The 23029-nt window shown below is 61.7% G+C and carries 26 protein-coding genes; 17 read left to right on the top strand and 9 right to left on the bottom strand.

Translation table 11 applies throughout. The features are described 5' to 3' along the window. The first annotated feature begins 36 nt into the window (after window positions 1-36). Window positions 37-480 carry a PACE efflux transporter gene (locus KR767_RS17465; protein WP_166946683.1) on the top strand — a complete coding sequence of 148 codons (444 nt, stop codon included), beginning with the start codon at window positions 37-39 and terminating at the stop codon, window positions 478-480. Between the two features lie 49 nt (window positions 481-529). On the opposite strand, the gene KR767_RS17460 is transcribed toward KR767_RS17465, so the two are convergent. Next, window positions 530-2923 carry a TonB-dependent receptor gene (locus KR767_RS17460; RefSeq protein ID WP_250877208.1) on the bottom strand — a complete coding sequence of 798 codons (2394 nt, stop codon included), beginning with the start codon at window positions 2921-2923 and terminating at the stop codon, window positions 530-532. A 537-nt stretch (window positions 2924-3460) separates the two neighbouring features. Here KR767_RS17460 and KR767_RS17455 point away from each other — a divergent pair. Genes KR767_RS17455 through KR767_RS17430 form a run of 7 tightly spaced genes read left to right on the top strand, consistent with a single transcriptional unit; the run spans window position 3461 to window position 7252 of the window. Beyond that, window positions 3461-3934: a hypothetical protein gene (locus KR767_RS17455; RefSeq protein ID WP_250877207.1), complete on the top strand. Its 474-nt coding sequence runs from the start codon at window positions 3461-3463 to the stop codon at window positions 3932-3934. Next, a complete protein-coding gene (locus tag KR767_RS21465) occupies window positions 3921-4526 on the top strand; it encodes a 2OG-Fe(II) oxygenase (RefSeq protein ID WP_425483431.1) in 606 nt (201 codons plus the stop codon). Before KR767_RS17455 ends, KR767_RS21465 begins: the two co-directional genes overlap by 14 nt. Continuing rightward, window positions 4523-4777 (top strand): hypothetical protein, encoded by a 255-nt coding sequence (locus KR767_RS17450; protein WP_166946679.1) that lies wholly within the window; start codon window positions 4523-4525, stop codon window positions 4775-4777. The genes KR767_RS21465 and KR767_RS17450 overlap by 4 nt, the downstream gene beginning before the upstream one ends. A 9-nt stretch (window positions 4778-4786) precedes the next feature. After that, window positions 4787-5554: a hypothetical protein gene (locus KR767_RS17445; protein ID WP_166946678.1), complete on the top strand. Its 768-nt coding sequence runs from the start codon at window positions 4787-4789 to the stop codon at window positions 5552-5554. Beyond that, complete coding sequence (locus tag KR767_RS17440; RefSeq protein ID WP_250877206.1) at window positions 5499-6152, top strand: DUF6817 domain-containing protein; 654 nt, start codon at window positions 5499-5501, stop codon at window positions 6150-6152. Before KR767_RS17445 ends, KR767_RS17440 begins: the two co-directional genes overlap by 56 nt. Further along, window positions 6136-6366 carry a hypothetical protein gene (locus tag KR767_RS17435; protein ID WP_250877205.1) on the top strand — a complete coding sequence of 77 codons (231 nt, stop codon included), beginning with the start codon at window positions 6136-6138 and terminating at the stop codon, window positions 6364-6366. The genes KR767_RS17440 and KR767_RS17435 overlap by 17 nt, the downstream gene beginning before the upstream one ends. After that, window positions 6359-7252 (top strand): Fic family protein, encoded by an 894-nt coding sequence (locus tag KR767_RS17430; RefSeq protein ID WP_250877204.1) that lies wholly within the window; start codon window positions 6359-6361, stop codon window positions 7250-7252. The genes KR767_RS17435 and KR767_RS17430 overlap by 8 nt, the downstream gene beginning before the upstream one ends. 38 nt (window positions 7253-7290) lie before the next feature. Here the strand turns inward: KR767_RS17430 and KR767_RS17425 are convergent, their stop codons facing one another. Then, complete coding sequence (locus KR767_RS17425; RefSeq protein ID WP_250877203.1) at window positions 7291-8199, bottom strand: DMT family transporter; 909 nt, start codon at window positions 8197-8199, stop codon at window positions 7291-7293. A 95-nt stretch (window positions 8200-8294) separates the two neighbouring features. Here KR767_RS17425 and KR767_RS17420 point away from each other — a divergent pair, with 95 nt between their 5' ends. Beyond that, window positions 8295-9698, top strand: a complete 1404-nt coding sequence (locus tag KR767_RS17420; protein ID WP_250877202.1) for an aminotransferase-like domain-containing protein — start codon at window positions 8295-8297, stop codon at window positions 9696-9698. Window positions 9699-9713: 15 nt separating this feature from the next. Here KR767_RS17420 and KR767_RS17415 read toward each other — a convergent pair whose 3' ends face one another. From KR767_RS17415 to KR767_RS17385, 7 genes are all read right to left on the bottom strand, one after another. Then, window positions 9714-11018, bottom strand: a complete 1305-nt coding sequence (locus KR767_RS17415) for a S8 family serine peptidase (RefSeq protein WP_250877201.1) — start codon at window positions 11016-11018, stop codon at window positions 9714-9716. Then, entirely contained in the window at window positions 11015-11671 is a 657-nt protein-coding gene (locus KR767_RS17410; protein ID WP_250877200.1) for a zf-HC2 domain-containing protein, read from the bottom strand. Before KR767_RS17410 ends, KR767_RS17415 begins: the two co-directional genes overlap by 4 nt. Next, a complete protein-coding gene (locus tag KR767_RS17405) occupies window positions 11668-12252 on the bottom strand; it encodes an RNA polymerase sigma factor (protein WP_166946670.1) in 585 nt (194 codons plus the stop codon). Before KR767_RS17405 ends, KR767_RS17410 begins: the two co-directional genes overlap by 4 nt. A gap of 72 nt (window positions 12253-12324) precedes the next feature. Then, window positions 12325-13032, bottom strand: a complete 708-nt coding sequence (locus KR767_RS17400) for a hypothetical protein (protein WP_250877199.1) — start codon at window positions 13030-13032, stop codon at window positions 12325-12327. A gap of 56 nt (window positions 13033-13088) precedes the next feature. Then, window positions 13089-13475 (bottom strand): c-type cytochrome, encoded by a 387-nt coding sequence (locus KR767_RS17395; protein WP_250877198.1) that lies wholly within the window; start codon window positions 13473-13475, stop codon window positions 13089-13091. Between the two features lie 35 nt (window positions 13476-13510). Then, on the bottom strand, window positions 13511-14845 hold the full coding sequence (locus tag KR767_RS17390) for a cytochrome C (RefSeq protein WP_166946667.1): 1335 nt from the start codon (window positions 14843-14845) through the stop codon (window positions 13511-13513). Window positions 14846-14882: 37 nt separating this feature from the next. Then, window positions 14883-15449, bottom strand: a complete 567-nt coding sequence (locus KR767_RS17385; RefSeq protein WP_250877197.1) for a cytochrome b — start codon at window positions 15447-15449, stop codon at window positions 14883-14885. A 177-nt stretch (window positions 15450-15626) separates the two neighbouring features. On the opposite strand from KR767_RS17385, the gene KR767_RS17380 reads away from it, so the two are divergent. The 8 genes from KR767_RS17380 to KR767_RS17345 are packed head-to-tail and all read left to right on the top strand — an operon-like array spanning window position 15627 to window position 23028. Continuing rightward, window positions 15627-16052 (top strand): sugar 3,4-ketoisomerase, encoded by a 426-nt coding sequence (locus tag KR767_RS17380; protein WP_166946665.1) that lies wholly within the window; start codon window positions 15627-15629, stop codon window positions 16050-16052. Next, window positions 16049-16714 carry an acetyltransferase gene (locus KR767_RS17375; RefSeq protein ID WP_250877196.1) on the top strand — a complete coding sequence of 222 codons (666 nt, stop codon included), beginning with the start codon at window positions 16049-16051 and terminating at the stop codon, window positions 16712-16714. The genes KR767_RS17380 and KR767_RS17375 overlap by 4 nt, the downstream gene beginning before the upstream one ends. Continuing rightward, on the top strand, window positions 16714-17676 hold the full coding sequence (locus KR767_RS17370; protein WP_250877195.1) for a glycoside hydrolase family protein: 963 nt from the start codon (window positions 16714-16716) through the stop codon (window positions 17674-17676). The genes KR767_RS17375 and KR767_RS17370 overlap by 1 nt, the downstream gene beginning before the upstream one ends. Beyond that, the gene (locus KR767_RS17365) at window positions 17663-18598 is read left to right on the top strand and encodes a GNAT family N-acetyltransferase (protein WP_250877194.1); all 936 of its coding nucleotides are present in this window, start codon (window positions 17663-17665) and stop codon (window positions 18596-18598) included. Before KR767_RS17370 ends, KR767_RS17365 begins: the two co-directional genes overlap by 14 nt. Then, complete coding sequence (locus KR767_RS17360) at window positions 18595-19713, top strand: DegT/DnrJ/EryC1/StrS family aminotransferase (RefSeq protein WP_250877193.1); 1119 nt, start codon at window positions 18595-18597, stop codon at window positions 19711-19713. The genes KR767_RS17365 and KR767_RS17360 overlap by 4 nt, the downstream gene beginning before the upstream one ends. Beyond that, on the top strand, window positions 19704-20960 hold the full coding sequence (locus KR767_RS17355) for an O-antigen translocase (RefSeq protein ID WP_250877192.1): 1257 nt from the start codon (window positions 19704-19706) through the stop codon (window positions 20958-20960). The genes KR767_RS17360 and KR767_RS17355 overlap by 10 nt, the downstream gene beginning before the upstream one ends. Then, window positions 20957-21886, top strand: coding sequence for a glycosyltransferase (locus KR767_RS17350; RefSeq protein ID WP_166946659.1), 930 nt, complete (start codon window positions 20957-20959; stop codon window positions 21884-21886). Before KR767_RS17355 ends, KR767_RS17350 begins: the two co-directional genes overlap by 4 nt. Then, entirely contained in the window at window positions 21883-23028 is a 1146-nt protein-coding gene (locus KR767_RS17345) for a hypothetical protein (RefSeq protein ID WP_250877191.1), read from the top strand. Before KR767_RS17350 ends, KR767_RS17345 begins: the two co-directional genes overlap by 4 nt. Window position 23029: the final 1 nt, after the last annotated feature.

Below are 23029 nucleotides of genomic sequence, written 5' to 3'. Positions count from 1 at the left end.
GACAATCTGCCGTATCGATATATAGGTGACACGGCAGTGCAGGGTCTGAAGCGAAAACTGGTGTACGTGGTGGGCTACGAACTGATCGGCGTGGTCGTTTCGGCGGCCTGTCTTGCGATCATGGGCGGCAGTCACGCCTCGGTCACCGGCCCGCTCGCGGTCGTGATTTCCACCACCGCCGCCACCTGGAACGTGCTGTACAACACCTTGTTCGAGGCTTGGGAGCGTACGCGCGCCGACAAGGGCCGCAGCATGCTCCGCCGCGTGCTTCACGCCGCCGGCTTCCAGCTCTCGCTGGTGTGCATGCTGATTCCGCTGATTTCCTGGTGGATGGACGTATCGCTGCTGAAGGCGGCGAGCATGGAGGCGGTGCTGCTCATCTTCTTCCCGATCTACACCTTCGTGTACACATGGGCATTCGATCGCATCTTCGGGCTACCCTCGCGGGGTGAGCCGGTGCCGCAGCACAAGGCGTCCTGAATCACCGGAAGGCCCGGGCGATCGCAACGATCGCCCGGGCCTTTCAACATCAGAACTGCGCAGAGGCCGTCAGCACAAAGGTGCGCGGCGCACCGATGTAGTAATAGCCGGGAGTCGAATCGTCACCCAGGGTGGCCAGGTAACGACGGTTGGCCAGGTTGGTCACCGATAGCGTGAAGTCGAGCGACTTGATCCAGGGCGTGGCCGCCTTGCCGCCCGCCAGATCGACGTGATAGCCGACGTTGGCATCGAACACCGTATACGGGTTCATCTTCTCGGTGTTGTCGCGGGTGCCGTAACGATCGCCCACGTACTTGGCGGACAGGCCGGCACGGAAGTCGTCCTTGTGCCAGTTGATGCCCACCGCGAGCATGCGACCCGGCTGGCCCGTCACCTTGTTGCCCTTCGTGATGCCGTCCAGGTTCTGCAGGTAGGTGGAATCGTTGAGCGTGGCCGAAGCGTACAGATCCAGCGTCGGGATCACGGTCCAGTCCACGAGGCCCTCGATACCCTTCGACTCGATACCGCCCACGTTGATGTAGGTGCCCTCGGTGCCCACGGTGTAGTTGATGTGGGTGTACTGCGAGGTGGGGGTGATCTCGTTGATCTGGTTGGCGAAGCGCACGTGGTACAGCGCCACGCTGGCCTGGAAGTCGCGAGTCTGGTAGCGGTAGCCGAGATCGATGTTGGAAGACGTCTCCGGCTTCACCTGGCTGATGTCGGTGCCGCTGTCGGCGGCCTGCACGACGCTGTCGGACGGGGGCGAGAAGTTCTTCGTGTAGCTGGCGTAGATCTGCGATTCCGGGGTGAGATGCCATACGGCGCCCACCGACGGCAGGATGTCGGAGTTGAAATCCTTGTCGGCAAAACGGTTGCCGGCAATGAGATCCTGTCCGGAGATGTTCACCAGGTACTTGCTCACGCCCAGCGACACGTCCACGGGACCGAAGGTGACGTTGTCCTGGAGGAACAGCTTGCGCGTGTCGGTCTTGAGCTTGTCCAGGAACTGCAGGTAGTACGCGTCGCGGTCGTACTTCCACGACGTGGCGGTGTCGAGCACCTCATACCAGTTGCGTCCGGCGTTGCGATCCTGGTCTTCGAACCAGGTACCTGCGTAGAGGTGGTTGCCGGCGATGTCCCAGTGGCCATCGAGCATGAAACCGTAGCGGTTGTTCTTGTATGTGCTGCCGCGGAAGCTGTTGATCGGCGACGAGCCGGCCGGATAGCAGCCGGCATCGAACGGATTGGCACAGCCATTGGGCTGGGCCAGCGCCACGCCGTTGGGCGAACGGTAATAGGCCTGGACGAAGCCGGCACCTGCCGCCGGGTAGTTGTTCACCAGGTTGCCGCCCTTGTCGGTGGCATAGAGCTGGTACGGGGGCATCCAGCCACCATAGCCTTCCTGGAAGTGGTAGTACGGATAGAAGCTGATGTCCGCGTCGTCGCTCACCTGGTAGTCGAACTTCACGCCCGCCAGTGCGTTCTTGCGCTTGGTGTTCCACGCATTGACGTATTGCTGGTCCGTGTTCGGATCGCCGGTCCACTTCGTGGTGAGGAAGTCGTAGTTCGGATCCTGCTGGAACTGTGCCTTGGTGACGTCGTTGTAGTTGTTTTCGTAGGCCTTGTCCCACGAGAAGCGCGAGGTGATCGTGAGCTTGTCGGTGACGTTGCTGATCAGCTTGAGATCCACGTGGTCGCGGCTGGTGTGGCCGTTGTCCGGGTGGCCGAAACCGATCCAGCGATCGTTATGGGTGGTGGAGTAGCTGATGTACGCCGTCGTGGTGTTGTTGAAGAAGCTGCCGGTATCCAGGCGGATGAAGGTGCGCTTGGCATCCCACTGGCCAATCGACTGGTCGACGCGCACGCCGGCTTCGCTCTTCGGATCGTTCGACTGATAGCTCAACGTGCCACCCAGGGCCTGCAACGACGGTGAACCGATGTCAGCGGTGCCCTGCGACACGGTGGCCGAGGCGAGGTTTTCGCTGTCGAGGAAACGGTTCGGCTTGGAGCCGCCGGCATAACCGGCCGAGCCATTGGGCAGGCCGTCGATGGTGAAGCCGAGCTGGTCCTGCGTGAAGCCGCGCAGGGTGATGCCGGTGGAGTAATCGTCGCTGTCGAAGACACCGCCCTGGGTGATGTTCACGCCCGGCGCCATGTTCACGGCATCGGTGACGCTGCTGAGCGGCGGTTCGAACTTCAGTTCGTCCTTCGGGATAACCGTATTGGTGAAGCCCACGGCCTTGCCGGTGACCTGGACCGAATCGAGGTCGCTGGTGGTCTTCTTGTCCTTCGCAGGAGTGGGGTTGGGCTGTCCATTGCCGGTGTCGTCACTCGCAGTGGCGGGGGTGTTGCTGCCCTGTGGGGTTTCCACGGGCCATGCGAGACCGGGCGTGGCGACGGCGAGCAGGAGCACGCCAACATGTCCACGATGGATGAACTTCATCTTTCTCGTTCCTTGCGTATCGGTGTGGGAGCAGACGTTGTGCAGGACGCAGGGCGTGACGGCATGCCACCGTTCTGATTATTGGATTGCGCCATTCGACCAGCGAGATGAAGCATGCCGATGCAGTGTGTCAATTTGTGGACATTGGGCAAAATGGGTATTTTATTGAACGCGCAAGGAATGGGCCTGGATCGCATGAGCGCGAAGCCCTATAGCGTCGCCATAAGGAGCGCGCAGGAATTCTCGATATACAACCGCGTACCTGTCTTGATCATGGATAGTCATGAAAGGAATGCATAATCATTGGCTGATTTAGTAAAGACGATTGATTCATTCTTTTGTGGTTGCTCCTTTATTTCAATGCAGTGACTTTCTGATTTCCGTTCTGTGTCACGGTAATCAGGTTCTCACGATGATCTGCATGTAATCGAAATATATTGTTGTAGACGGTTTCGCTGGTGTCGGATAAAAATGCATCGCGTGACACGTGAGCAGGGTGGATGGATTAGCTTCGTATTCAGGGATAAAAGGAATCTTATGAATAGACGTGGGTTTATGAGGGCTGCCCTTGTGAGCGCCCCGATGGCGATGTCTGTTTTTTCCGTGGCAAATGCTGCCGTGTCGGCAGAAAAGCCTGTGAAAAACAAGATTAATTACAAGGTTCGCTGGGAAAGAACGTCGCCAGACAGTTGGAATTTCTGGTGTCGTTTATCGCCTGATGATCCCTATTTTCAGGGCGATATTCCCATTACCATGGTGATTGCGGCCGATCGCAAACTCACCAGGGTCATAGCAAAGCACGATTTCCTTGTCCGACGGGACAGGTCTTATACCCTGCGATCAAGAGTTTCCGTTAATGGAAAGCGGAGCCATTATTACTATGGCTATGTGATCGGTAGTGCCGCATCGATTCCGCCGTCCGCCTTCGTGGAAGGCTGTCGATTAGGTATTCTTGAACGCCCCGTCACGACGAGGCCCCGCAAACTGAGGCTCGTCAATGGAGTCGGCTGATAACGTGACAGCAGAAATGCTCCATGTCCAGGACGATTTCCTATCGACGGAGCAATTGAAGCCCATCGCGCAGATTCTGCGAAAGCCAGTCTGGTCTTTCGGGTGGATGTCAAACCCGGGAATGGATCATCGGTCTTTCTGGCATGTGAGGTTTGGTGACTTCAGGATGTCCAGGTGCAAGGATGTTGTGACGCAAAGTGAAAGAAAGCAGGTTTTTGCCGTTCGCTACCCTGAGATTCATGAGGTGTGGATACAGCTTCGAGAAATGCTTTTTCCGGAGGGCGAACTTCTTCGGGTATATGCAAATGGGCACACTTTCGGTCTTGATGGTGGCATTCACAGGGACAATCTTCGCGAGGCGGACGAATACACCGCAGTCGTCTATGTAAATGAAACCTGGTTCAGCGCCTGGGGCGGGGAGACGCAATTCTTTACGGACGATATGTCCCGGATCACCCAGTGCGTCATACCTTCACCGGGGCGACTCGTCGTGTTCCACGGCTCCATCCCTCATGCGGCAAAGGCCCCGACACGGGATTGCCCCTACTTGCGCACATCCTTGGTATTCAAGATCAGGTCGACAGCTCAATGAACTTGCAATCGTTGCCGGGCTGGTTAGCGGCCTTTGTGGTTATCGCCATTATTTTTGGTGCAGTGTCAAAAATAATCGTCATGCGTTATATCAGCGCCGGAAAATATCAGGCAGGCAATACCGGGTATTTCTGGCGCGCTGCGAGAAACGGGGACCGCGCCGCCGTCATCGTGGCTGTGTCCGACGTGCTCGGAATCATGTGCCTGTTCCTGTTGGTTATTTATTTCGCAATCAAATTATTTGATCTTTAAGGATGATCCATGGCTAGCAAGGATATCGTTGTCGGCTGGGTCGGCAAGGTGGGGGCGCCTGACCAGATTGCTACCGATTTCAAGAATAATGGTAACAAGCTGGACGTACTCAATAACGCCGGTCAGACCATTGCGGTAGTTTCCGGGATATTCAATATTACCCAGGAGATAGGCCTCAATATTCCAGCGAACGCTTTTGCGGGAACGATTACGGCACTCAAGATTGTTACTGATATCACTGAAGGGCACGACATAAGTGCGGGCGATGTCATCAGCCTTGCGGGCAATATTGTGGGGATTGCCGCGAATATCACCGTGCTTGCTGCATCCGCTGAAGTAGCGGCGCCGCTGATAGCGATCGGTGCGGGGCTGAGTCTCGCTGGTGTGCTGACGGGTGACAATATCAGCGCTATCGGAGGCTGGTTCGGCAACCTTGCTCAGGAGTACTGGCCGACAACGCCGATTTCCAACACGCTTACCGAATTGTTTCTCGCCACCGACAACGCATTTCATACGGCGGACTACATTGCTGCCAACGGCCTGCAGTATGCCGGAATGGTAGTGACGCCCAGCACGGGCGACACAGCTATCCAGGCTATTGGCGACCAGCCAATCGCACCTGCGTCGGACGTGTCCGAGGGTGAAGACGGCGAGGGTGGCGATGGTGACGCTGACGGCGGCGGGGCTGGCGATCCGGATGAGGGCGACGGTGATACCGGCGATGACGGTGATTCCGCTGACGGCGACGGCGATGCGGCGGCCATCACTCAAGGGTGATCCGGTCGCCTGCGACCATGAGGGCGGGGCGCCACTCCGGCATGACCTGCTTGCGTTTCTACGCAAGCGCGGGGCGGCGGTCATCCGGCATTCGGATCGTACGCTCATGGATCATCTGGTCGGAACACATGACCTCCTGCGACGCTGGGGTGCAAGCGCCATGGCGCAGCATGTTGGACTGATGCATAGCGTCTTCGGAACACCCTATTTCGGACGGGCCATTGCCGGCGCCGACGACGTGGACGAAATCGTTTCGCTGATCGGTGCCGAGGCGACCGCCCTGGTGTTCATGTTCAGCCGGTCCATGAAGGGGAAAGCCTTCCTGGAGGCGGTGAGATCAGGATCCTTGCTCTATCGGACACAAGCCGGTCATTCCGTTTGTGGTGTCACGTTCGTTCCCGTGTCGCCTTTTCATATGGAGATTCTGGCTGCGGTTCAGTGCGCGAATCTGCTGGATCAGGGCAAGGGGCTTGCTGAGGTTACCCGTCTTATCGCGGCATGCAAGACCTGCTTCTCCGAACCGTTTTCCTTGTCTGGTGAATTGTTTCGTTCCGAAACGTGCTATCCGGGACCGACAACGAATGCATGCGCTGCATGATGCCGAGGTTCTCATGGGCCTGAAACATGCTTGCTCCGTTCGTTCCGCCGTTGTCTACCTTTTTCGGGTCGGAGGCATGGGTATCTATCCGATACTCATGCCGGTGAGTGAGCGGCGACGTGTCGATTATTTGCTTCGGTTCGGCTGGAACGACGCCGATGCACAGGCGATCATGACTGAACTGCGGGAGATTGCCATGACCTTCCATGCGTGAGCACTTCTCCAGTGACGGAACCTACGTCGGCTACAGGCATCGTGGGCTGCACTCGGATCTGCGCTACTTTGTTCCAGGCCTTTTACGTACGCAGGCATCGAAACCCGCTGTCGAGACTCGCCTGGTGCAATCCGGTAAAGGCATTGACACGAGGCCATTGGCGGCCCGGTACCTTCTATATGTCATCTGTGCTTGGCGGGCAGATCCGAAAAGCCTGCTAAGGTGGCCCCTTCGGAAAAAGAGGCTGTCGGATCGCTATCTCGTCGAGCAGTTGGCATGCCTGCGCGCACTTTCATCGCTCGCCGGGGATATGAGTATTGAATCGCTGGTTCTGGCTCACGCCGGTCTTGTTCCTGCATCCATGCGGGGAATAAGAGACCGTGCCGTATGGCATGGCCCCTTTCATTCCATTCATGATGCAGAATGGCTGTATCCCCCCGCAGCGTCCATATCCCTGTACCTCGATAATTTTTTCCAGGCCTGCCAGGCGCAAGGTGATCCTGATCGCGGGTTTCTTTGCGCCGCGCATTTCCAGCTGACTGCCATTCATCCCTTTCTCGATGGAAATGGTCGCATTGCCCGGCTCCTGATGGGGGCACTGATCGTGCGGGCTGGCGGCACGTTACTGGACGCCTGTGCGCTCGTGCTCATGACCGTCTTTTATCGTAAGCGGCTTTGCGCTTATCAGAAGGATGCGATGGGACGCGATGTGTCGGCATTGATCGCGCTTTGGAGTCGCATGACCCATTACGCCGAACGATTGAGTCGGGGCCTCTGCCTGATGCTCGAACGCAAGCATCACGAAGAGACGCTGGTTGACGATAAGCTTATGTTTCAGGAGGTCCTCGCCCTGGCTTTGACTTATCGGGATATTTACACGTCATAGCGGGCCGTCGTACTGCGGTTTTCGCTGCCCTGACGCAGTTATGCGGGCCTGCGCTTGTCCCATCCTGCAATGCGCCATTTGAGATTGACTCCCAGGGTCCCAAGGACGATCAATACGAGTCCGGCCATCTGCACCGGTACGAGCGCATGGCCGTAGATGAGGTAATCGAGCAGCAGTGCGACCAGCGGATACACGAAGGAAACCACCGCGATCGTGACGACGGGAAGTCGCGAATAGGCGGAGTAGAACAACACGTAGACGATGCCGCTGTGGATGACGCCCAGCCCGACCAGCCAACCCCAGTGCGTGCCCATATGGAATACCGAGGTACTGCTGAAGCCGGCCAGCATCGCTACGCCGATCCAGCACTGGATCATGACAAGGGCGAAAGGCTTCTGCTTGCCGACCTTGCGTGACAGCAGCAACGACGTACCGCAGAGCACAGCCGCCACCAGGGTCAGGCCGATGCCTGCGAGGTACGAGGCATCGGCGCCATGCCACAGGCGACCCGGGTCCGCCGAGCAGGCCACGCCGATAAAACCGATGAGGGTCCAGGCAAGATCGACCGGGCGAGTGCGTTCGCCCTGGAACAGCGCCGCAAGGATGAGCATCACGAAGGGAAAGACGTGATACACCAGCGTCGCCACGCCGATCGACGACCGCTCCATGCCCAGGAAGAGGGCAACCCAGTTGAGCACCAGCAGCACACCGCTCAGTAGCGCACCACGCAGCAAGGCCCGGTCATCCAGTAGTCCGCGCAGGTAGCCCCGGAAGGCTCCCCAGCCCAGCAGGAACAGGCCGCCGAACAGGCAGCGGTAGAACACGGCCGTGATCGCGTCCTGGCCACTCTCGTGGACGAAGACCCCGACCGAACCGATCAACAGTTCGCCCAGGAGAAGCTGCAAGAGCGCGCGCCGGGAATCGTCACCGGCTGGTGTGGTGTGCATGTGGGGTTCCTGTCGTTTCCGTCAGGTTAGACGGGGGCTGGTCGCCAATACAGATTCAGATAGAATGAAATTTGACCAGTACAGATAGGGCGACCATGCTCCGGTACGAACGACTGGCGGACGATATCCGGGCCCAGATTGCCCACGGTACCCTGCGCGCCGGTGAGCGATTGCCGTCGATCCGGCAACTGGCACAGGGACACGGGGTCAGCGCGGCCACCGCCGTGGAGGCTTATCTGCAGCTGGAACGGGAAGGCATCGTGGTGGCACGTGCGCGATCCGGATATTTCGTCCACGCCCCCTCTTCGCTGTCGCCAACGATCAAGGCGCCGCCGAAGCGTGCGCCGGGTCCGGTCAGGAATCCGGCCCTCCAGCATGTGCTGGCCATGCTCGCCCGCGAGGACGTTTTTCCTTTGCACAGCGGAACGCCTGGTCCGTCGTTGCTGCCGCAGGCGGCTCTGGCGGCATCACTCGGGCGCTGCATGCGCCATGCACGTACGGCATCTTTCGACTACGCACCTCCGCAGGGGCATGAGGTGCTGCGCAGGCAGATTGCCCAGCGTTATGCGCATGTCGGGGCCACGGTGTCGCCCGATGAAATCGTCATCACGGCAGGCACGATGGAAGCGATTCATCTCGCCTTGCGTACGGTCACCGTCCCCGGTGACGTCGTGCTCGTGGAAACGCCGACGTACCACGGCATTCTTCAGACGCTTGCGGCGCTGAAGCTGAAAGTCGTGGAAACGCCGAACCGGCCGGGGCAGGGCATCGATGTCGAGCGACTGGGGCAACTGCTCGCACAGAATGCGGTTAAAGCCGCCGTCCTCGTGCCGAACTTCAACAATCCGCTGGGCAGTCTCACGAGCGATGCCGACAAGCAGGCTCTGCTGAAGCATTGCGCGCGACATGGAACCATCGTCATCGAAGACGACATCTACGGCGAGATGGCATGGTCCGGACAGCGTCCTTCGCCGCTTCGTCGATGGGACACCGACGGTATCGTGATCAGCTGCGGTTCGTTCTCCAAGATCCTGGCTCCCGGGCTGCGCGTGGGCTGGATGGCCGGCGGGGCCTGGACCGACGAGCTGACCCGCGCCAAATATTTCTCGACCGTGAGCAGTGCCAGCCTGCCGCAGCTGGCCATCGCCGATTACCTCAGGCAGCACGATCTTGAACGGCATTTGCGCCGGTTGCGGAAGACGGTGGCAGACAACGCACATCGCCTGCGCGACGCCATCTATCGCCAGTGGCCTTCGGGCACCCGGGTCAGCGATCCCCAGGGTGGGCTGTCGCTGTGGTTACAGCTGCCCTCGCCGGGCGGTGGCGTGGCCTTGTTCGAGGCTGCGCTGGAAAAAGGAATCGGCACCTCGCCGGGCGTGCTGTTCTCGCGCAACGGCGATCACGCGGATTGCCTGCGGATCAGCTGCGGCTTGCCGTGGGACGATCGCCTCGATCGTGCGGTGAAGCAGCTTGGCCTGCTGGCACGGCATGTCTGCTGACTCAACGACGCGCTTCTAGCGGTGTGGTGTCTGCTGCAATGCGTGCAGGGCCGCGGCGGCATTGACCTGGCGCATGCCGTTGACCACGGTACTGGTGGATTCGAGCATCTGTTCCGCGGAAGCGGCATCGAGCCCGTGCGATACGGAAAGCATCAAGGCAAGGATGCCGCTGACGTGGGCCGTGGCCATGGACGAACCCGACGTGAAGTCGTACCCACCGCCGGGCTGCGTCGTGAGGATGTCATCACCAGGGGCACTGAGCACATCGGGCGGCGCTTGGGTGGCCGAGCCGGAGCGCACGACGATCACGCCGGGGGTGTTGTCGGGAAAGCCCGCCATCGAACCGTCGGGAGGCAACGCTGCCACGACGATGCGTCCCTGTTTCAGTAGTTCGGCCAGCAGCTTGCCGAGCAGGGGATCCGCAGGTCCGCCGAGGCTCATGTTGACGATGCGCGTGTTGGTATCCAGCACGGCTGCCATGGCCTTGGCCAGGGTGAACGAATTGCAGCGAGCACCGCTGCGCCGGTCGTTCGTGTACCAGCATGCGCGGTAGATGGACACGGTGGAGGCGGGAGCGATGCCGACGATGCCCTGGTGGTTGTTGCCCACGGCGGCGATGATGCCCGCGACTTCGGTGCCATGGGCGTCGTGATAGCCGTCGGCGCTGGCGACATCGTTGCCCACCATGTCGCGCTGCTCGCTGATCTGGCCTTGCAGATCGGGATGCGCAGGGTCGACGCCGGTGTCGATGACGGCCACGTGCACACCATGCCCCTGGCTGACCTGATGCGCTTTTGTGGCGTCGGTTTCCACAAAACCGCGCTGAAGGTCGACATAGGGATCGTTGTAGCGCGGGTTGCCCTGTGACGCGGACGCCGTGCTATCCGAATAGACGGTGTAGTCCTGCAACGGTTGCGCAAGGCTCACGCGCTGGTCGGCGGCCAGGGTTTTCAGCAGGGCATCGCGGGATACGCCAGGTGGCGTTTCCACCACCACGCAGTAAACGCTTAAAGCCTTGATGGGCCAGCCGGTGCGCTCGCGCAAGCCATATTGCTTTTCAATATCCGAAAGAACAGCCAGCGCGCGCTGGCCTGCGCCATAGCTGGCGGGCGGGGTGTATCCGATGAGGGTGGAGCCGGCGTGGGTGGCCGGCGGCTCAAGGGGGTTGGCGACGGCGAGCACGATGTCGCGATCACCGTCCATGCTGCTCGCACTCGCTGCGGGCGCGATATCGCCTTGCGCTCTCGCCACCGAGTGCGAGGCGCTGCACGCCGCCAGGGCAAGCGACGCAAGGGCGATACCGACGCGCAGAAGCCTCATGGTGCCTCGCTGACCGGTTCGGCCATGCGGATACCGTGCGTTGCGCGCAGGCGACGCAGCACATCCTCCCGTGCGGAGGCTCCTCCGGCGGCAAGCACGGTATAGGCACCTACCGCATTGGGACCGCCTATCACTTGCAGGTGCAAGGAGTTCACGACCGCGTTCCAGTCAGCCACCTTCATGCCGGCATCGGGTACGACATGCATCGCACCGGGCGGCACGGTGACGCCCGTCGTCTGGCTGTAGGTGTGATAAGCCGGGCTGGCATCCTGCTGCCTGAGTTTCAGGCCGAGGATGCCGATACCCACGGCCTGTACGAAGACCGCCGCAACGAGTCCCCGGAGGATCCACTGGTTGCCACGCAGGCGTGACGGCCGTGCCACCGGCGCCGCTGCGGCCTCGGCGTCGTGCACGTCCAGGCGATCCAGCAGGTGTTTCAGGCCGGCATTGACGTCTACCGGAACGTCGGAAGGCAGCTGCATGGCCTTTTGCAGAAGGCGCTGCTGCTCATACTCGTTGCGGCAGGATGCACATCCGGCCAGGTGGCCTTCCAGCCATTCGGCCTGTGCGGCGGAGGCACTGTGTTGCAGGACCCAGGGCATGGCTTCCCATGCCCGGGCGCAGTCCCGCCCTGCGGGGGTTGGAGAATTCATGGCGTACTCCCTAGCTGCATGGATGGGTCACCTGCCAGGTCGGGCAGGACATTGCGCAGCTTGACGCGTGCATGGAAAAGCCGGGCCTTCACGGTGCCCACGGGGCACTGCATGATGACCGCGACGTCGTTGAGTGAATGCCCTACACCGTAGACCAGTTCGAGGACGGCCCGCTGGTCCACGCTGAGGCGTTCGAGCGCCTTGCCGAGCCAGTCACGCAGTTCGCGGTCTTCGCCCGGATCGTGGCTGGGTGCCAGGTCGCCGTAGAGTGCCTCGTCCTGGATGGGCTCGTCGCCATGCTGGCGCAGCGCCTTGAGGCCGCAGCGGTAGGCAATGCCCATGATCCAGGTGGATACCCGCGAGTCGCCCTGGAAGGTGGCGGCCTTCTGCCAGGCGATCCAGAAACAGTCGTTGATGACTTCCTCGATGACGTCCGCGCGCCGGGTCAGCCGGGACAGGAAACGGCACAGGCGGCCGTGATAACCCCGGTAGAGCGTGGCGAGGGCTACGCGATCGCCTGCCGCCATGCGCTGGAGCAGCATGCGGTCGGCGGCGTCGGTTTCGATGTCGGCGTCGTTCATGGGGGCAGTCAGCGGCGGGACGGAAGGTGTCGTCATACGTGCCGGTTCGACGCGAAAAGGTTGCCTTGTCGTTCAGAACGACCACAGGAGGGTGGCAACCCATGGCTCCGCCTTCGGGTAGGCCGGATTCCAGCCGGGCTTCTGGTCCGAGGCGAGGCGGACCACTTCGAAGCGCCACGCGCCCTGGGTCCAGGCCAGTCCTGCCTGGCCGTAACTATACCGCTGGTAGGAAGGTGTCAGGGCATGGGCCACGCCTGCGCCGACGGACAGCGACAGGTAGCGGGTGAGCGGCCAGCGGAAGGTCGCGTCCACGGCTTCCCGCCAATGCTGGCGCTGCTGGTGCACGGTGGACATGGAAGACACGCCGAAGGTAAGGACGTCGCGCCAGGTCCAGTGCACGCCGACTTCCATCCGGTCGAAATAGCGCTGGCGTGCCGGATATTTGAGATGGGGTGGATACCGGTAGTAGAGCGCACCCGCCTGCATGCTCCAGTCGCTGGATAGCGTCCAGTAGCGCGCGGCCTGCGCCGTGGCTTCCACGAAATGCCCCGCTGGCGCATTGAACCGGGCGCTGCCTGACAGCCCCAGCATCCATCCGTTTGCCGCCCAGGCCACACTGCCTTGCAGGATGGGCGTGGCGGGCGAGACGGCCTGACCACGATCGACCAGCTGCGTGCTCAGGGCCACGCCGCCGCTGAAGCTGCCCTGGCCGGCATGGGCCGGCCAGGCGACGCAGGCGGCCAGGGCGAGCGCGCAAACCGACCCGCCTCGAAGCGGCATGGGCCGTCCGCCGCCTGTGCGGGTCGGGCCGGATCGTAGGAACATGGCGGTCGCCGTCAGTGAAGGGTGCCCAGGTAGGAAATGAGGTCGTCGAGCTGTTTCGGATCGCTCAGGCCATCGTATTTCATTCGGGTGCCGGGATTGGCATGGCTGGCCGGCTGGGAAAGGTAAGTGTGAAGCTGTTCCGGCGTCCATACCCATGTGGTTTGTCCACGCAGGGCATCGGAGTAGTCATAGTCAGGCAGGGCCGCCGCCTTGCGCCCGACCACGCCGAACAGGCTCGGGCCTTTCTTGTTGCGTCCTTCCTTGATGCTGTGGCATTCCGCGCACTCGGTCTTGAAAACGTCGTTGCCGGCCTGTGCATCCCCGGCCATTGCCGGCAGGGTAGCGACCCGGGCCAGGACAAATGCCAGGGCCATCGTGTTCCGCAGGTTGTAGCGCATGGGTGGGATCCAGGTGATCGGGTCCTGGAGCATGGTCAGAAGGCCACGCTCGCGGACAGGGAGAAGGCGTTGAGGTCGCCGGCATTCGTGCCCGGGGCGCCGAAGACGTCCGTGCGGCTGCCGTTGAAGCGACGGAAGCGGAACCAGGTGGCGGCCAGCTTCAGGTTGGCAAACGAGGTGAACGAGTCGTCCTTGCCGAAAGGTGCCCAGGACAGGCTGATCAGGTTGGCGGTGGTATCGGGCGATCCATAGGGAATGAATCGTGCCGCGTCATCCGAGCCGGTGCTCACCAGGTGGGCGTATTGCAGTGAATAGCTCTGTTTGAAGGTATAGGTGGCACTGAAGGTTTCGTCGTGCACCGTGCCGCGCGGCTTGGCGAAGACGCCGGGATTGACCGGGCTGGCTGGCGTGGTGCCGTACTTGCGACGCTCCAGGATGTTGACGTAGCTCAGCTGGACGATGTGTTCGCGGTTGCCGAGGAACTGGTAGGTGACGTCGTAGCCGAGATCCGTCAGGTCGTCGCGCGGGCCGCCGCGAGGCAGTTCGCGCTCCGTGGTGAGTGCCACGAGGCCGGCGGAGAAAAACTGGCGGCGCATGTCGCGCATATAGGCAAAGCGCGCATAACCGGTGTCGTGCAACCGGCCCGGATCGCCGCTGATGTTGTAACCCAGGCGATCCTGCGTCGAGGGTTGCAGCGAGTGATAGGTGCCCACTTCGCCGTACCAGTGGGAATCGTACAGGCCATAGACGGTAGCGCCGATCACGCGGTCGGCGGGTGCATTGGGGCTGGAGAGGTTCAGCAGGGTGCCGGTCACGCCAGCGGGCCCCAGGGTGGAAGCGGCGAACATGGAGCCGATCGGATCCTGGAAGCCGGGGCTGTTGTTGACGCTGACGCCCAGGGTGAGGTCCTTGCCGCCGAGCTTAAGTTCCTTGGCGACAAAGCGAAGGTCGATGTTGCTGAGTTTGGTATCGAACTTGTTATGCCCCCGGTTATCGTTTTCCACCTTCACGTAGCCGCCGATCTGGTCGGTGAGGCGTCCGGCGATGTACACGTCGGCCTCGGTCAGCTGATTGGTGCTGTCGCCGCGGGCAGGCACCGATCGCGTACCCACGAGCTGGGCGGCCACTGGCAGCTTGAATCCCTTGCCGTCGGTATCGGTATAGCCGTTGAGCTTGAAGCGCATGCCATATGGCGTGAGTGCGGGACCATAGGCACCCGCATGGCAGTCGGCGCACGATGCACCGGTCTGCCGGGCATAGGCCGGGATGGCCTGCGCGACATTGCTGGCGAAAGAAAGGGCGACACCGATGCCACACAGTACGGGCAGGGCGGCGGGGCGGCGTCGGGAACGGCGCTGCGTATAAAGCATGGGATCTCCTTGGGTATCCATGTCGATGCGATGACGATCAGCGTTTGCCAGCGGGCCACATGGACCGCAGCACGCCGTCACGCTTGACGAAGTGGTGCCAGAGCGCCGCACCGATATGCAGCAGGACCAGGGCAAGCAGTGCCCAAGCGATGTTCTGGTGCCAGGCCAGCAACTGGTCGGCGAGGTCTTCGTCGTCTGCCACCAGCGCGGGCAAGGTCCATCCGAACAGGTGAACCGGTTTGCCTTCGGCGTCGCTGAGCGCCCAGCCGATCAAGGGCAGGGCCAGCAGCAGCACATAGAGCGCCGCGTGGGTGAGTGTCGAGGCCACGCGAACCAGTGGCGAGTGCACCACCGGAGGAAGGCGACCGAGCCGCAGGCGCAGGCCAATGCGCAGGCACGCCAGCAGAAGGATCAGCAACCCCGTATGACGATGCCCTTCCAGCAGCCACTGGCGAACCAGGCGTCCCGCCACCTGGTCCCGCACAAGCGCCAGTGCCGCCACGGCGACCAGGCAGGCAACGGTGATCCAGTGAAGCCAGCGTAACCCGCGAGGGCGATGGACTTCCGTGACAACTCCGGTGGCGTCTTCAGATGTTGGCGTCACGTGACGCTCCTCGTGCAGCGATGGCCATTCATCCCGTTCCCCCGGACGCAAAGCAGTAGTTGTCCGGTGAGTGACGCGGTCCGGGTGAAAGGTTGTGCTGATGACGACACAACCTTTGGGGGCGGCCCCGGCACTCATCGGAACAGCTGTACTCCAGCGAAGAGGGCCGGGCATCCCATGGACATCGAATGCATTCAATTTCAGAAACACGGCGACCACGGAGGGATGCTGGTTTCGCTGGAGCAGGAGCGCAACGTGCCGTTCGAGATCCGGCGCGTTTACTACATCTATGCCACACAGGCAGACGTGCGTCGTGGCAATCACGCACACAGGCATCTTCGCCAGATACTGGTCGCTGTACGTGGATCGGTCACGGTGCTGGTCGATCAGGGCGCAGGCCCGGTGCGGTTCGTGCTGAACGATCCTTCCCAGGGGCTTCTGCTTGGCGACATGATCTGGCGCGAACTCTATGAGTTCAGCGAAGACTGTGTGCTGATGGTGCTGGCCGATCAGCTCTACAACCCGGCGGACTACATCACGGATTACGAAGCCTTCCTGCGCGAGGTGCGGGCTGGCCAGGTCGTGGAGGGCGTTGCCGCATGAGCAGGCCGCTGGTCCTGGTGGGTGCAGGGGAGTTTGCGCTGATCGCCCTGGAGTACTTCGAGCACGATAGCGACTACGAGGTGATCGCTTTCAGCATCGAGCGCGCTTACATCACGCAGCCCGTGCTTGAAGGGCGCCCCGTCATTCCTTATGAAGACCTGGACGCCGTGCACCCCCCTTCTGACGTGGAACTGTTCGTCGCCATTCCGGCCACGGGCCTCAATCGGCTACGCGCAAGGCTTTACGAGGACGGCAAGCGAAGAGGGTACCGGTTTGCCAGCTATGTCAGCAGCCGGGCCTTCGTATGGCGCAATGCATGCATAGGCGAAAACACCTTTGTCTTCGAAGGCAATGTGATCCAGCCGTTCGTGACGGTGGGAAACAACTGCATCCTGTGGAGCGGCAACCATCTCGGTCATCGCACCGTTGTTCACGATCACGTCTTCATCGCTTCGCACGCCGTGATATCCGGTTACTGCGAGATCGGCCGCAACAGCTTCGTCGGCGTGAATGCCACCCTCAACGACCGCGTGGTGATCGCCGAGGATAATGTCATTGGTTCAGGGGCACTGGTAGTTCGGAACACGGAGCCTGGCAAGGTCTACGTGGGTTCGCCAGCCCGTGCGCTTGCTGACCGGAGCAGTCTGGAAGTGGCGTTCTGATGCCCCGGGTATGGCGTAAACGGGGACTGGTGTTCGACGTGGCGAAGCACGGCGTGGGCGGTTGGATGAATCATGCCGCGCTGACGCCGACACCATGGGTCCGCGGGGATGGAACGATCCGGGTGTTTGCCTCGTTCCGCGATGCGGATGGCGTGGGTCGGATCGGCTATGTCGACCTGCTGGCGAAGGACCCGTCGACCGTCCTGCGCGTCAGCCAGGTGCCCGTGCTGGATATCGGCCGTGGCGGTTGTTTCGACGACAGTGGCATGATCCTGGGCGACGTGGTCGATGCGCCAGGTGGATTGCACCTGTTCTATGTCGGCTTCCAGCGCGTTGCCTGTGCAAAGTTCCTCGCGTTTACCGGGCTGGCGGTTTCCATCGATGGTGGCGAGCATTTCCAGCGTGTGCAGGAAACCCCCATTCTCGACCGCGCACCGGGACGCAGCACCATTGCGGCGATCCACAGTGCGCACTACGAAAACGGATTGTGGCGACTGTGGTATGCCAGCGGCGACGACTGGGAGTGGATCGGCGGCCAGCCATTTCCTCGTTATCACATCCGTTGCACGCAGGCGAATGATCTGCGGAACATCTCGCGCCATGACCGCGAATGCCTGCGACCACGGGGCGATGAGTACCGCATCGGTCGTCCACGCGTATACCGCCATGGTGAAGGCTATGCGATGTATTTCACCTGGGGCGACCGCGCCGGCCGCTACCAGCCAGGCATGGGTTTCAGCCACGACGGCGTGACCTGGGAGCGCCGCGACGATGCCCTCGGCATCGCGCCATCGTCATCGGGCTGGGACGCACAGGCGCTTTGCTATCCGGCGTTGGCGGCCGACGGCGGACGGACGTGGATGTTCTACAACGGCAACGACATGGGGCGCGAGGGTTTCGGTGTTGCCGAGTCGTTCCCGGACACCGTTATGAAGACGAAGGTGTCGCATGCTTTCGGTTAGGCCTTACGTCGCTGCCGATGCCCCCGCATGGGATGCCGTGGTGGAGCGCTCCCGCAATGGCAACCTTCTGCACCGCCGCGGCTACATGGACTACCACGCAGACCGCTTCACGGATGCCTCACTGGTGATCGAGAAGGCCGGGGAAATGGTTGCCGTGCTGCCGGCGAACATCGATGGCGCATATGTCACGAGTCATGGTGGCCTTACCTACGCCGGCCTGATCAGTACGCGCGCGCTTCGCGCCGTGGCCACGCTGGAGGTGTTCGAACGGATAGGGGCCCACTTCCGTGCGCAGGGTGTCACGCGATTGATCTACAAGGCGGTCCCCCATGTTTTCCAGGCCTATCCCGCGGAAGAGGACCTGTACGCACTGCATCGCCTTGGTGCCAGGCTGCATCGGCGCGACCTGTCGTCGGTCATTGCCCTGCAAGGGGTATTTCATTTTACCGAAGAGCGCCGCCGTGCAATCCAGCGGGCAAGGCGAAGCGGCCTGACCATGACCTCGGGTGGTGACCTAGCGGCTTTCCACGCCTTGCTCAGCCATGTGCTGGCCGCTCACGATGCCGCGCCCACCCATAGCCTCGACGAGCTGCGCCTTCTCAAGTCGCGGTTTCCCGGCCACATCGTGCTGCACGAGGTTCGTGATAACGACGAGCTGCTCGCGGCCGCACTCGTCTACGACCTGGGGCCTGCCGTGCATACGCAATACCTGGCGGCTTCGGACGAGGGGCGAAGGCGGCAGGCACTCAGTCTTTTGCTGGGGGACCTGATCGAGGTCGTCTATGCCCATAAACGCCATTTCAGCTTCGGCATTTCCACCGAGCAGGCCGGCATGGTGCTGAACAACGGCCTGGTGGAACAGAAGGAACGCTTCGGCGCCCGTTCCGTGGTCCACGACTTCTATACCTGGGATATCGCATGACGGTTCCGTTCTTTGATCTTGGAAAGGTCAATGCGCGTTACAACGAGGCGCTGAAAGCGGCGGCCGCGCGGGTGATCGACTCCGGCTGGTATGTTCTGGGTGACGAGCTGGCGGCATTCGAACAGGAATTTGCCACTTATTGTGGCGTACGTCATGCGTTGGGTACGGGTAACGGCCTGGATGCGCTGACGCTTATCTTCCGCGGCTACAAGGAACTGGGGCTGCTCAAGGATGGCGATGAGGTCCTGGTACCCGCCAATACCTTTATTGCAACCTTTCTGGCGGTGAGCCTGAGCGGCCTGGTTCCAGTGCCGGTCGAGCCCGATGGTACGACGTTCAACCTCGATCCCGGGCATGTCGAATCGTCGATTGGCCCGCGCACACGGGCCGTGGTCGCCGTACACCTCTATGGGCAGCTTGCCGATATGCCAGCGCTCAAGGCGCTGGCCCGCCATCATGGCCTGTTGTTGATCGAGGACGCGGCCCAGGCGCATGGAGCCCGCCTGGGAGAGCATAAGGCAGGCTCGCTTGCGGATGCCGCAGCCTTCAGCTTCTTTCCGACCAAGAACCTTGGTGCGCTGGGCGATGCCGGTGCCGTCACCACGGACGATGGCGATCTTGCACGCCAGATCGTTGCCTTGCGTAACTATGGTTCCGAAACGAAGTATCACCACCGGATACAGGGCGTGAATTCGCGGCTGGACGAGATGCAGGCCGCCCTGTTGAGGGTCAAGCTGTCATGGCTGGACGAGGACATTGCCCGGCGGCGCGAGGTGGCGCGACAGTATCGCCAAGGGATCGTGCATCCCGGCATCGTGCTGCCATCCGCTGCGAGGGAGGAAGGGCATGCCTGGCATCTGTTCGTGGTGCGCTGCGAACATCGTGATGCGCTGCAGGAGCATCTGTATGCACGGGGTATCCACACCCAGGTTCATTACCCGGTGCCATCCCATTGCCAGCCTGCGTATGCATCGGCAGGGCGTCCCCGGATGCCGCTGGCGGAGCGCCTGCACGCTGAAGTGCTCAGCCTCCCGCTTTCGCCGACCCTCGATACGGAAGCGATACGGAAGGTCATCGTAGCCTGCCGGGCCTTCGAGGGCGGCGCATGTCGATAGCCCGCCATGGCCTCTACAGTGCCGTAGGCACGGCAGCCAGACTGGTGGCCGGCCTCGTACTGATCAAGCTGGTCGCGTGGACCGCCGGACCGGACGGGGTAGGGAAGTTCGGCCAGTTCATGAGCCTGATGTCGCTGCTTACCGTACTTGCAGGAGGTGGGATCAGCGCCGCCATCGTGAAATACGTTGCCGAGTACAGGGATCAACCCGAGCGCCTGGCACGCCTGCTTAGTGCGGCGCTGGCCTATGCGCTTTGCGCATCGCTGGTGATGGGGTGCGTCACATGGTTCTTCAGTCGCCCGCTGGCCTCGTGGCTGCTGGATGACGTGCGCTATGAAAGCCTGTTGCGAGTGCTCGCTTTTGCACAAGCCGGGATTGCGGCGGGGAACTACCTGCTGGCTGTAGTCAACGGCTTCATGGATGTACGCCGGCTGGTCTTCATCCAGGTGGTCGGCTCGGCATTGAGCATGGTGCTTGCGGTGTGGCTGTCGTGGCGGCTGGGGCTTTATGGGGCGCTGCTGGCCCTGGTCCTTGCGCAATTGCTCTGGCTGGTCGTTGGCATACCCGCCTGGTGGCGCAGCCCGTATTTCCGACTTGACATGCTGAGGGCCGGTTTTGATCGGGACATGATGCTAAGGCTGGCGACATTCTCCGTGATGACGCTGAGTTCGGCATTGTGTTCACCGCTGGTCGGCATGGCGGTACGCGATCATCTCGCCGCGCAACTGGGTTGGGAGCAGGTGGGCTACTGGCAGGCTGTCAGCCGGGTTTCCGATGCCTACCTTCTGTTCCTGACCACGGCGATCAATGTGCATTACCTGCCGAGACTGGCCGCGATTCCCGGACGCGAAGCGCTGCGCAGGGAAATTGGACAGGCCTGGCGGCAGCTTCTGCCGGCAGCGGCGTTGCTTGCATGGCTCGTCTACGTGGCCCGTACATGGGTTACCCGACTACTCTTCAGCGACGATTTCGCGCCGGCAAATGCCCTATATGGCGTGCAGCTGGCCGGCGACGTGATCAAGATCGCGGCTTTCGTCCTCTCCTACCTGATGCTGGCCAAGGCGATGACGGGCCTGTTCGTCATATCGGAGTTTGTCTTTGCCGCAAGCTACGTCGTGCTCGTATTCGTATTTACCGGATGGTTCGGCCTCATCGGTGCGGTATATGCGTTCACCGTGAACTACGTGGGCTATCTCGTTTTCAATCTCCTGGTGGCCCGGCGCTACCTGCAGAGGCTTCCGTCATGAGCGAACGGACTGATCCGCTGGTTTCCATCCTCATCCCTGCGCGTAACCACGAACGCTTCGTTCAGCGCTGCCTGGACAGCGTGCTTGAAGACGCCTACCCGGCCAAGGAGCTGGTGATCATAGATGATGGTTCCGTCGACGGTACGCCAGCCAGGATCGCCAGCTGGGTGGAACGCCATCGGAACGCCTTGCCCATCACGTTCCTGAAACGTGAGAACCGGGGCGTGGCTGCGACGCTGAACGAACTGGCCTCGCTGGCCCGCGGGGAGTTTCTAAGGCTGGGTGCCAGCGACGACTACCTGCTGCCCGGCGGAACGGAGAAACTCGTGCGCTATCTACAGTCTCATCCATGGAAGTCGGCCGTGATCGGCGATTCCGTCGTCGTGGATCGCTACGACAACCGCCTGTATGCCAGCGGCATGTGCGAGCTTCACGGCGCGGAAAAGCACGTCTATGCCACGGATCAGGGCATCCGACGCGCCGTGATTTCCCGATGGGCCATTGGTGGCCCCGTGACACTGCTGCGCCGACATGTACCCGCCCAGGTGGCGGGCTGGACCGAGGATCTTCGCATCGACGACTGGGATTTCTTCCTTCGCCTTGTCGCTCGCGATGCGCTTGGCTTCGCCGATGTACCTGTGTGCGCCTATCGCCTGCACGATGCGAACCAGAGCAAGACGCGTCATCTCGCTACCCGCATCGCGCACCTGAAAGAATCGCAGGGCGTGGCAGAACGTCGGCTCGCCTTGTTCGACGGTGCCGATCGCCAGCTTCTCCAGGCGCAGGCCCACTACATCGCGGCAAAGATCGCTTACCTCGGCAGGGAGCCGGTTTCGCTGGGTGCGCACCTGCTGGCTTATGCGGCGCTGCGGGGGATGTCGGCGATGCGCAGGCTGGCGCTGTCACCGGTGGCGACGCGTGCATGACCGGCCTGCTGCGTCTTGCTTCCACTTACCTGAGTCTGCCCCTGCTGTTCGCATGTGCCGCGGCCTGGCTCACCTACGATATGCCTGCCGGTTACATGGAGGGCATCGGACTGCTCTCACTTGCTGCCTTGCTGGTGATGGCGCTCGATCTGATCACCGGCCCACGGTTACCTCAGGGCATCCGGCTGGCGGGGGAGTATGCAGGTACTCGTGAAGCCTTTGTTGCACTGGCATTTTGTGCGCTGGTCGGGGTCTTCTGCGTGCTCGACCTTGCGCTCTTTTCCGTGCCGCTATGGGACAAACCCTCAGCCTATGCCGACATGGACGGCGGCCGCGAACATATACGCCATATTTCCGCCTGGTGCTGGGTCTTTCCCCCCGTTGCCCTGCTGTGTGTGCGACGCCGCTGGGTGCGCCACGCGATGGTGCTGGCGGGCATTCTTTTCCCCATCCTGGTGATCGACAGGAATCGTATTTTCGCATCGCTGTTCGCGATGGGACTGGTGCTGGTCATGAGGCGGGAGCCGGGCAGGCGGTTGCCATGGCTGGTCGTGGCGCTTCTCGCCGTGGCGGGTATGAGCCTGTTTGCCGTGCTGGGCATCCTCAGGTCGGGACCCCTGGAAGGCGTGACGCTGCCATTCGGTCCGGTATACCTGGCGTCGCCGCCAGGCATCCGCTGGTTGCTTCTCTATGTCAGCGCGGGGCCTTACAACTTCGCTTCGATCCTTGCCAAGCACTACGGCAACGCTGATTTCCTGCTTAACCAGGTGGTGCCATTGCGCGGCTCTATTGCCACGGCCGGCACGAACATTCCCCTGGACTCTCCCACCATCAACGTGGGAACGGAGTTCTTTCCCTTCCTGATGGCCATGGGACCTGCGGGCGCATTCGCTTCGATCATTGCGCTCTATGGGGTGCTCGTGTGGAGCGTACGCCGTGTGCGCGCATCGGCATCGCTTTTCTCGTTGCTGATCTTCCTACGCATGGCCTATGTCGCCGCCATGGCGCCATTCGCGCCGCAGGCGTTCACTTTCATGAGCGCGGCGTTCATCGCCTTGTGCCTGTCGATGCAATGGTTCGCGGCCTGCCTGCCGAACCGGCTGGCCGCCTCCCTCCTTTCCGATACCCCGATGAGTCCCTGAC

Origin of the sequence: Luteibacter anthropi, assembly GCF_023699965.1 — a bacterium.
GTDB classification, from domain to species: Bacteria; Pseudomonadota; Gammaproteobacteria; order Xanthomonadales; family Rhodanobacteraceae; genus Luteibacter; species Luteibacter anthropi.
The sequence above is the reverse complement of the archived record's forward strand: the minus strand, read 5'-3'. Positions and strand labels throughout refer to the sequence as shown.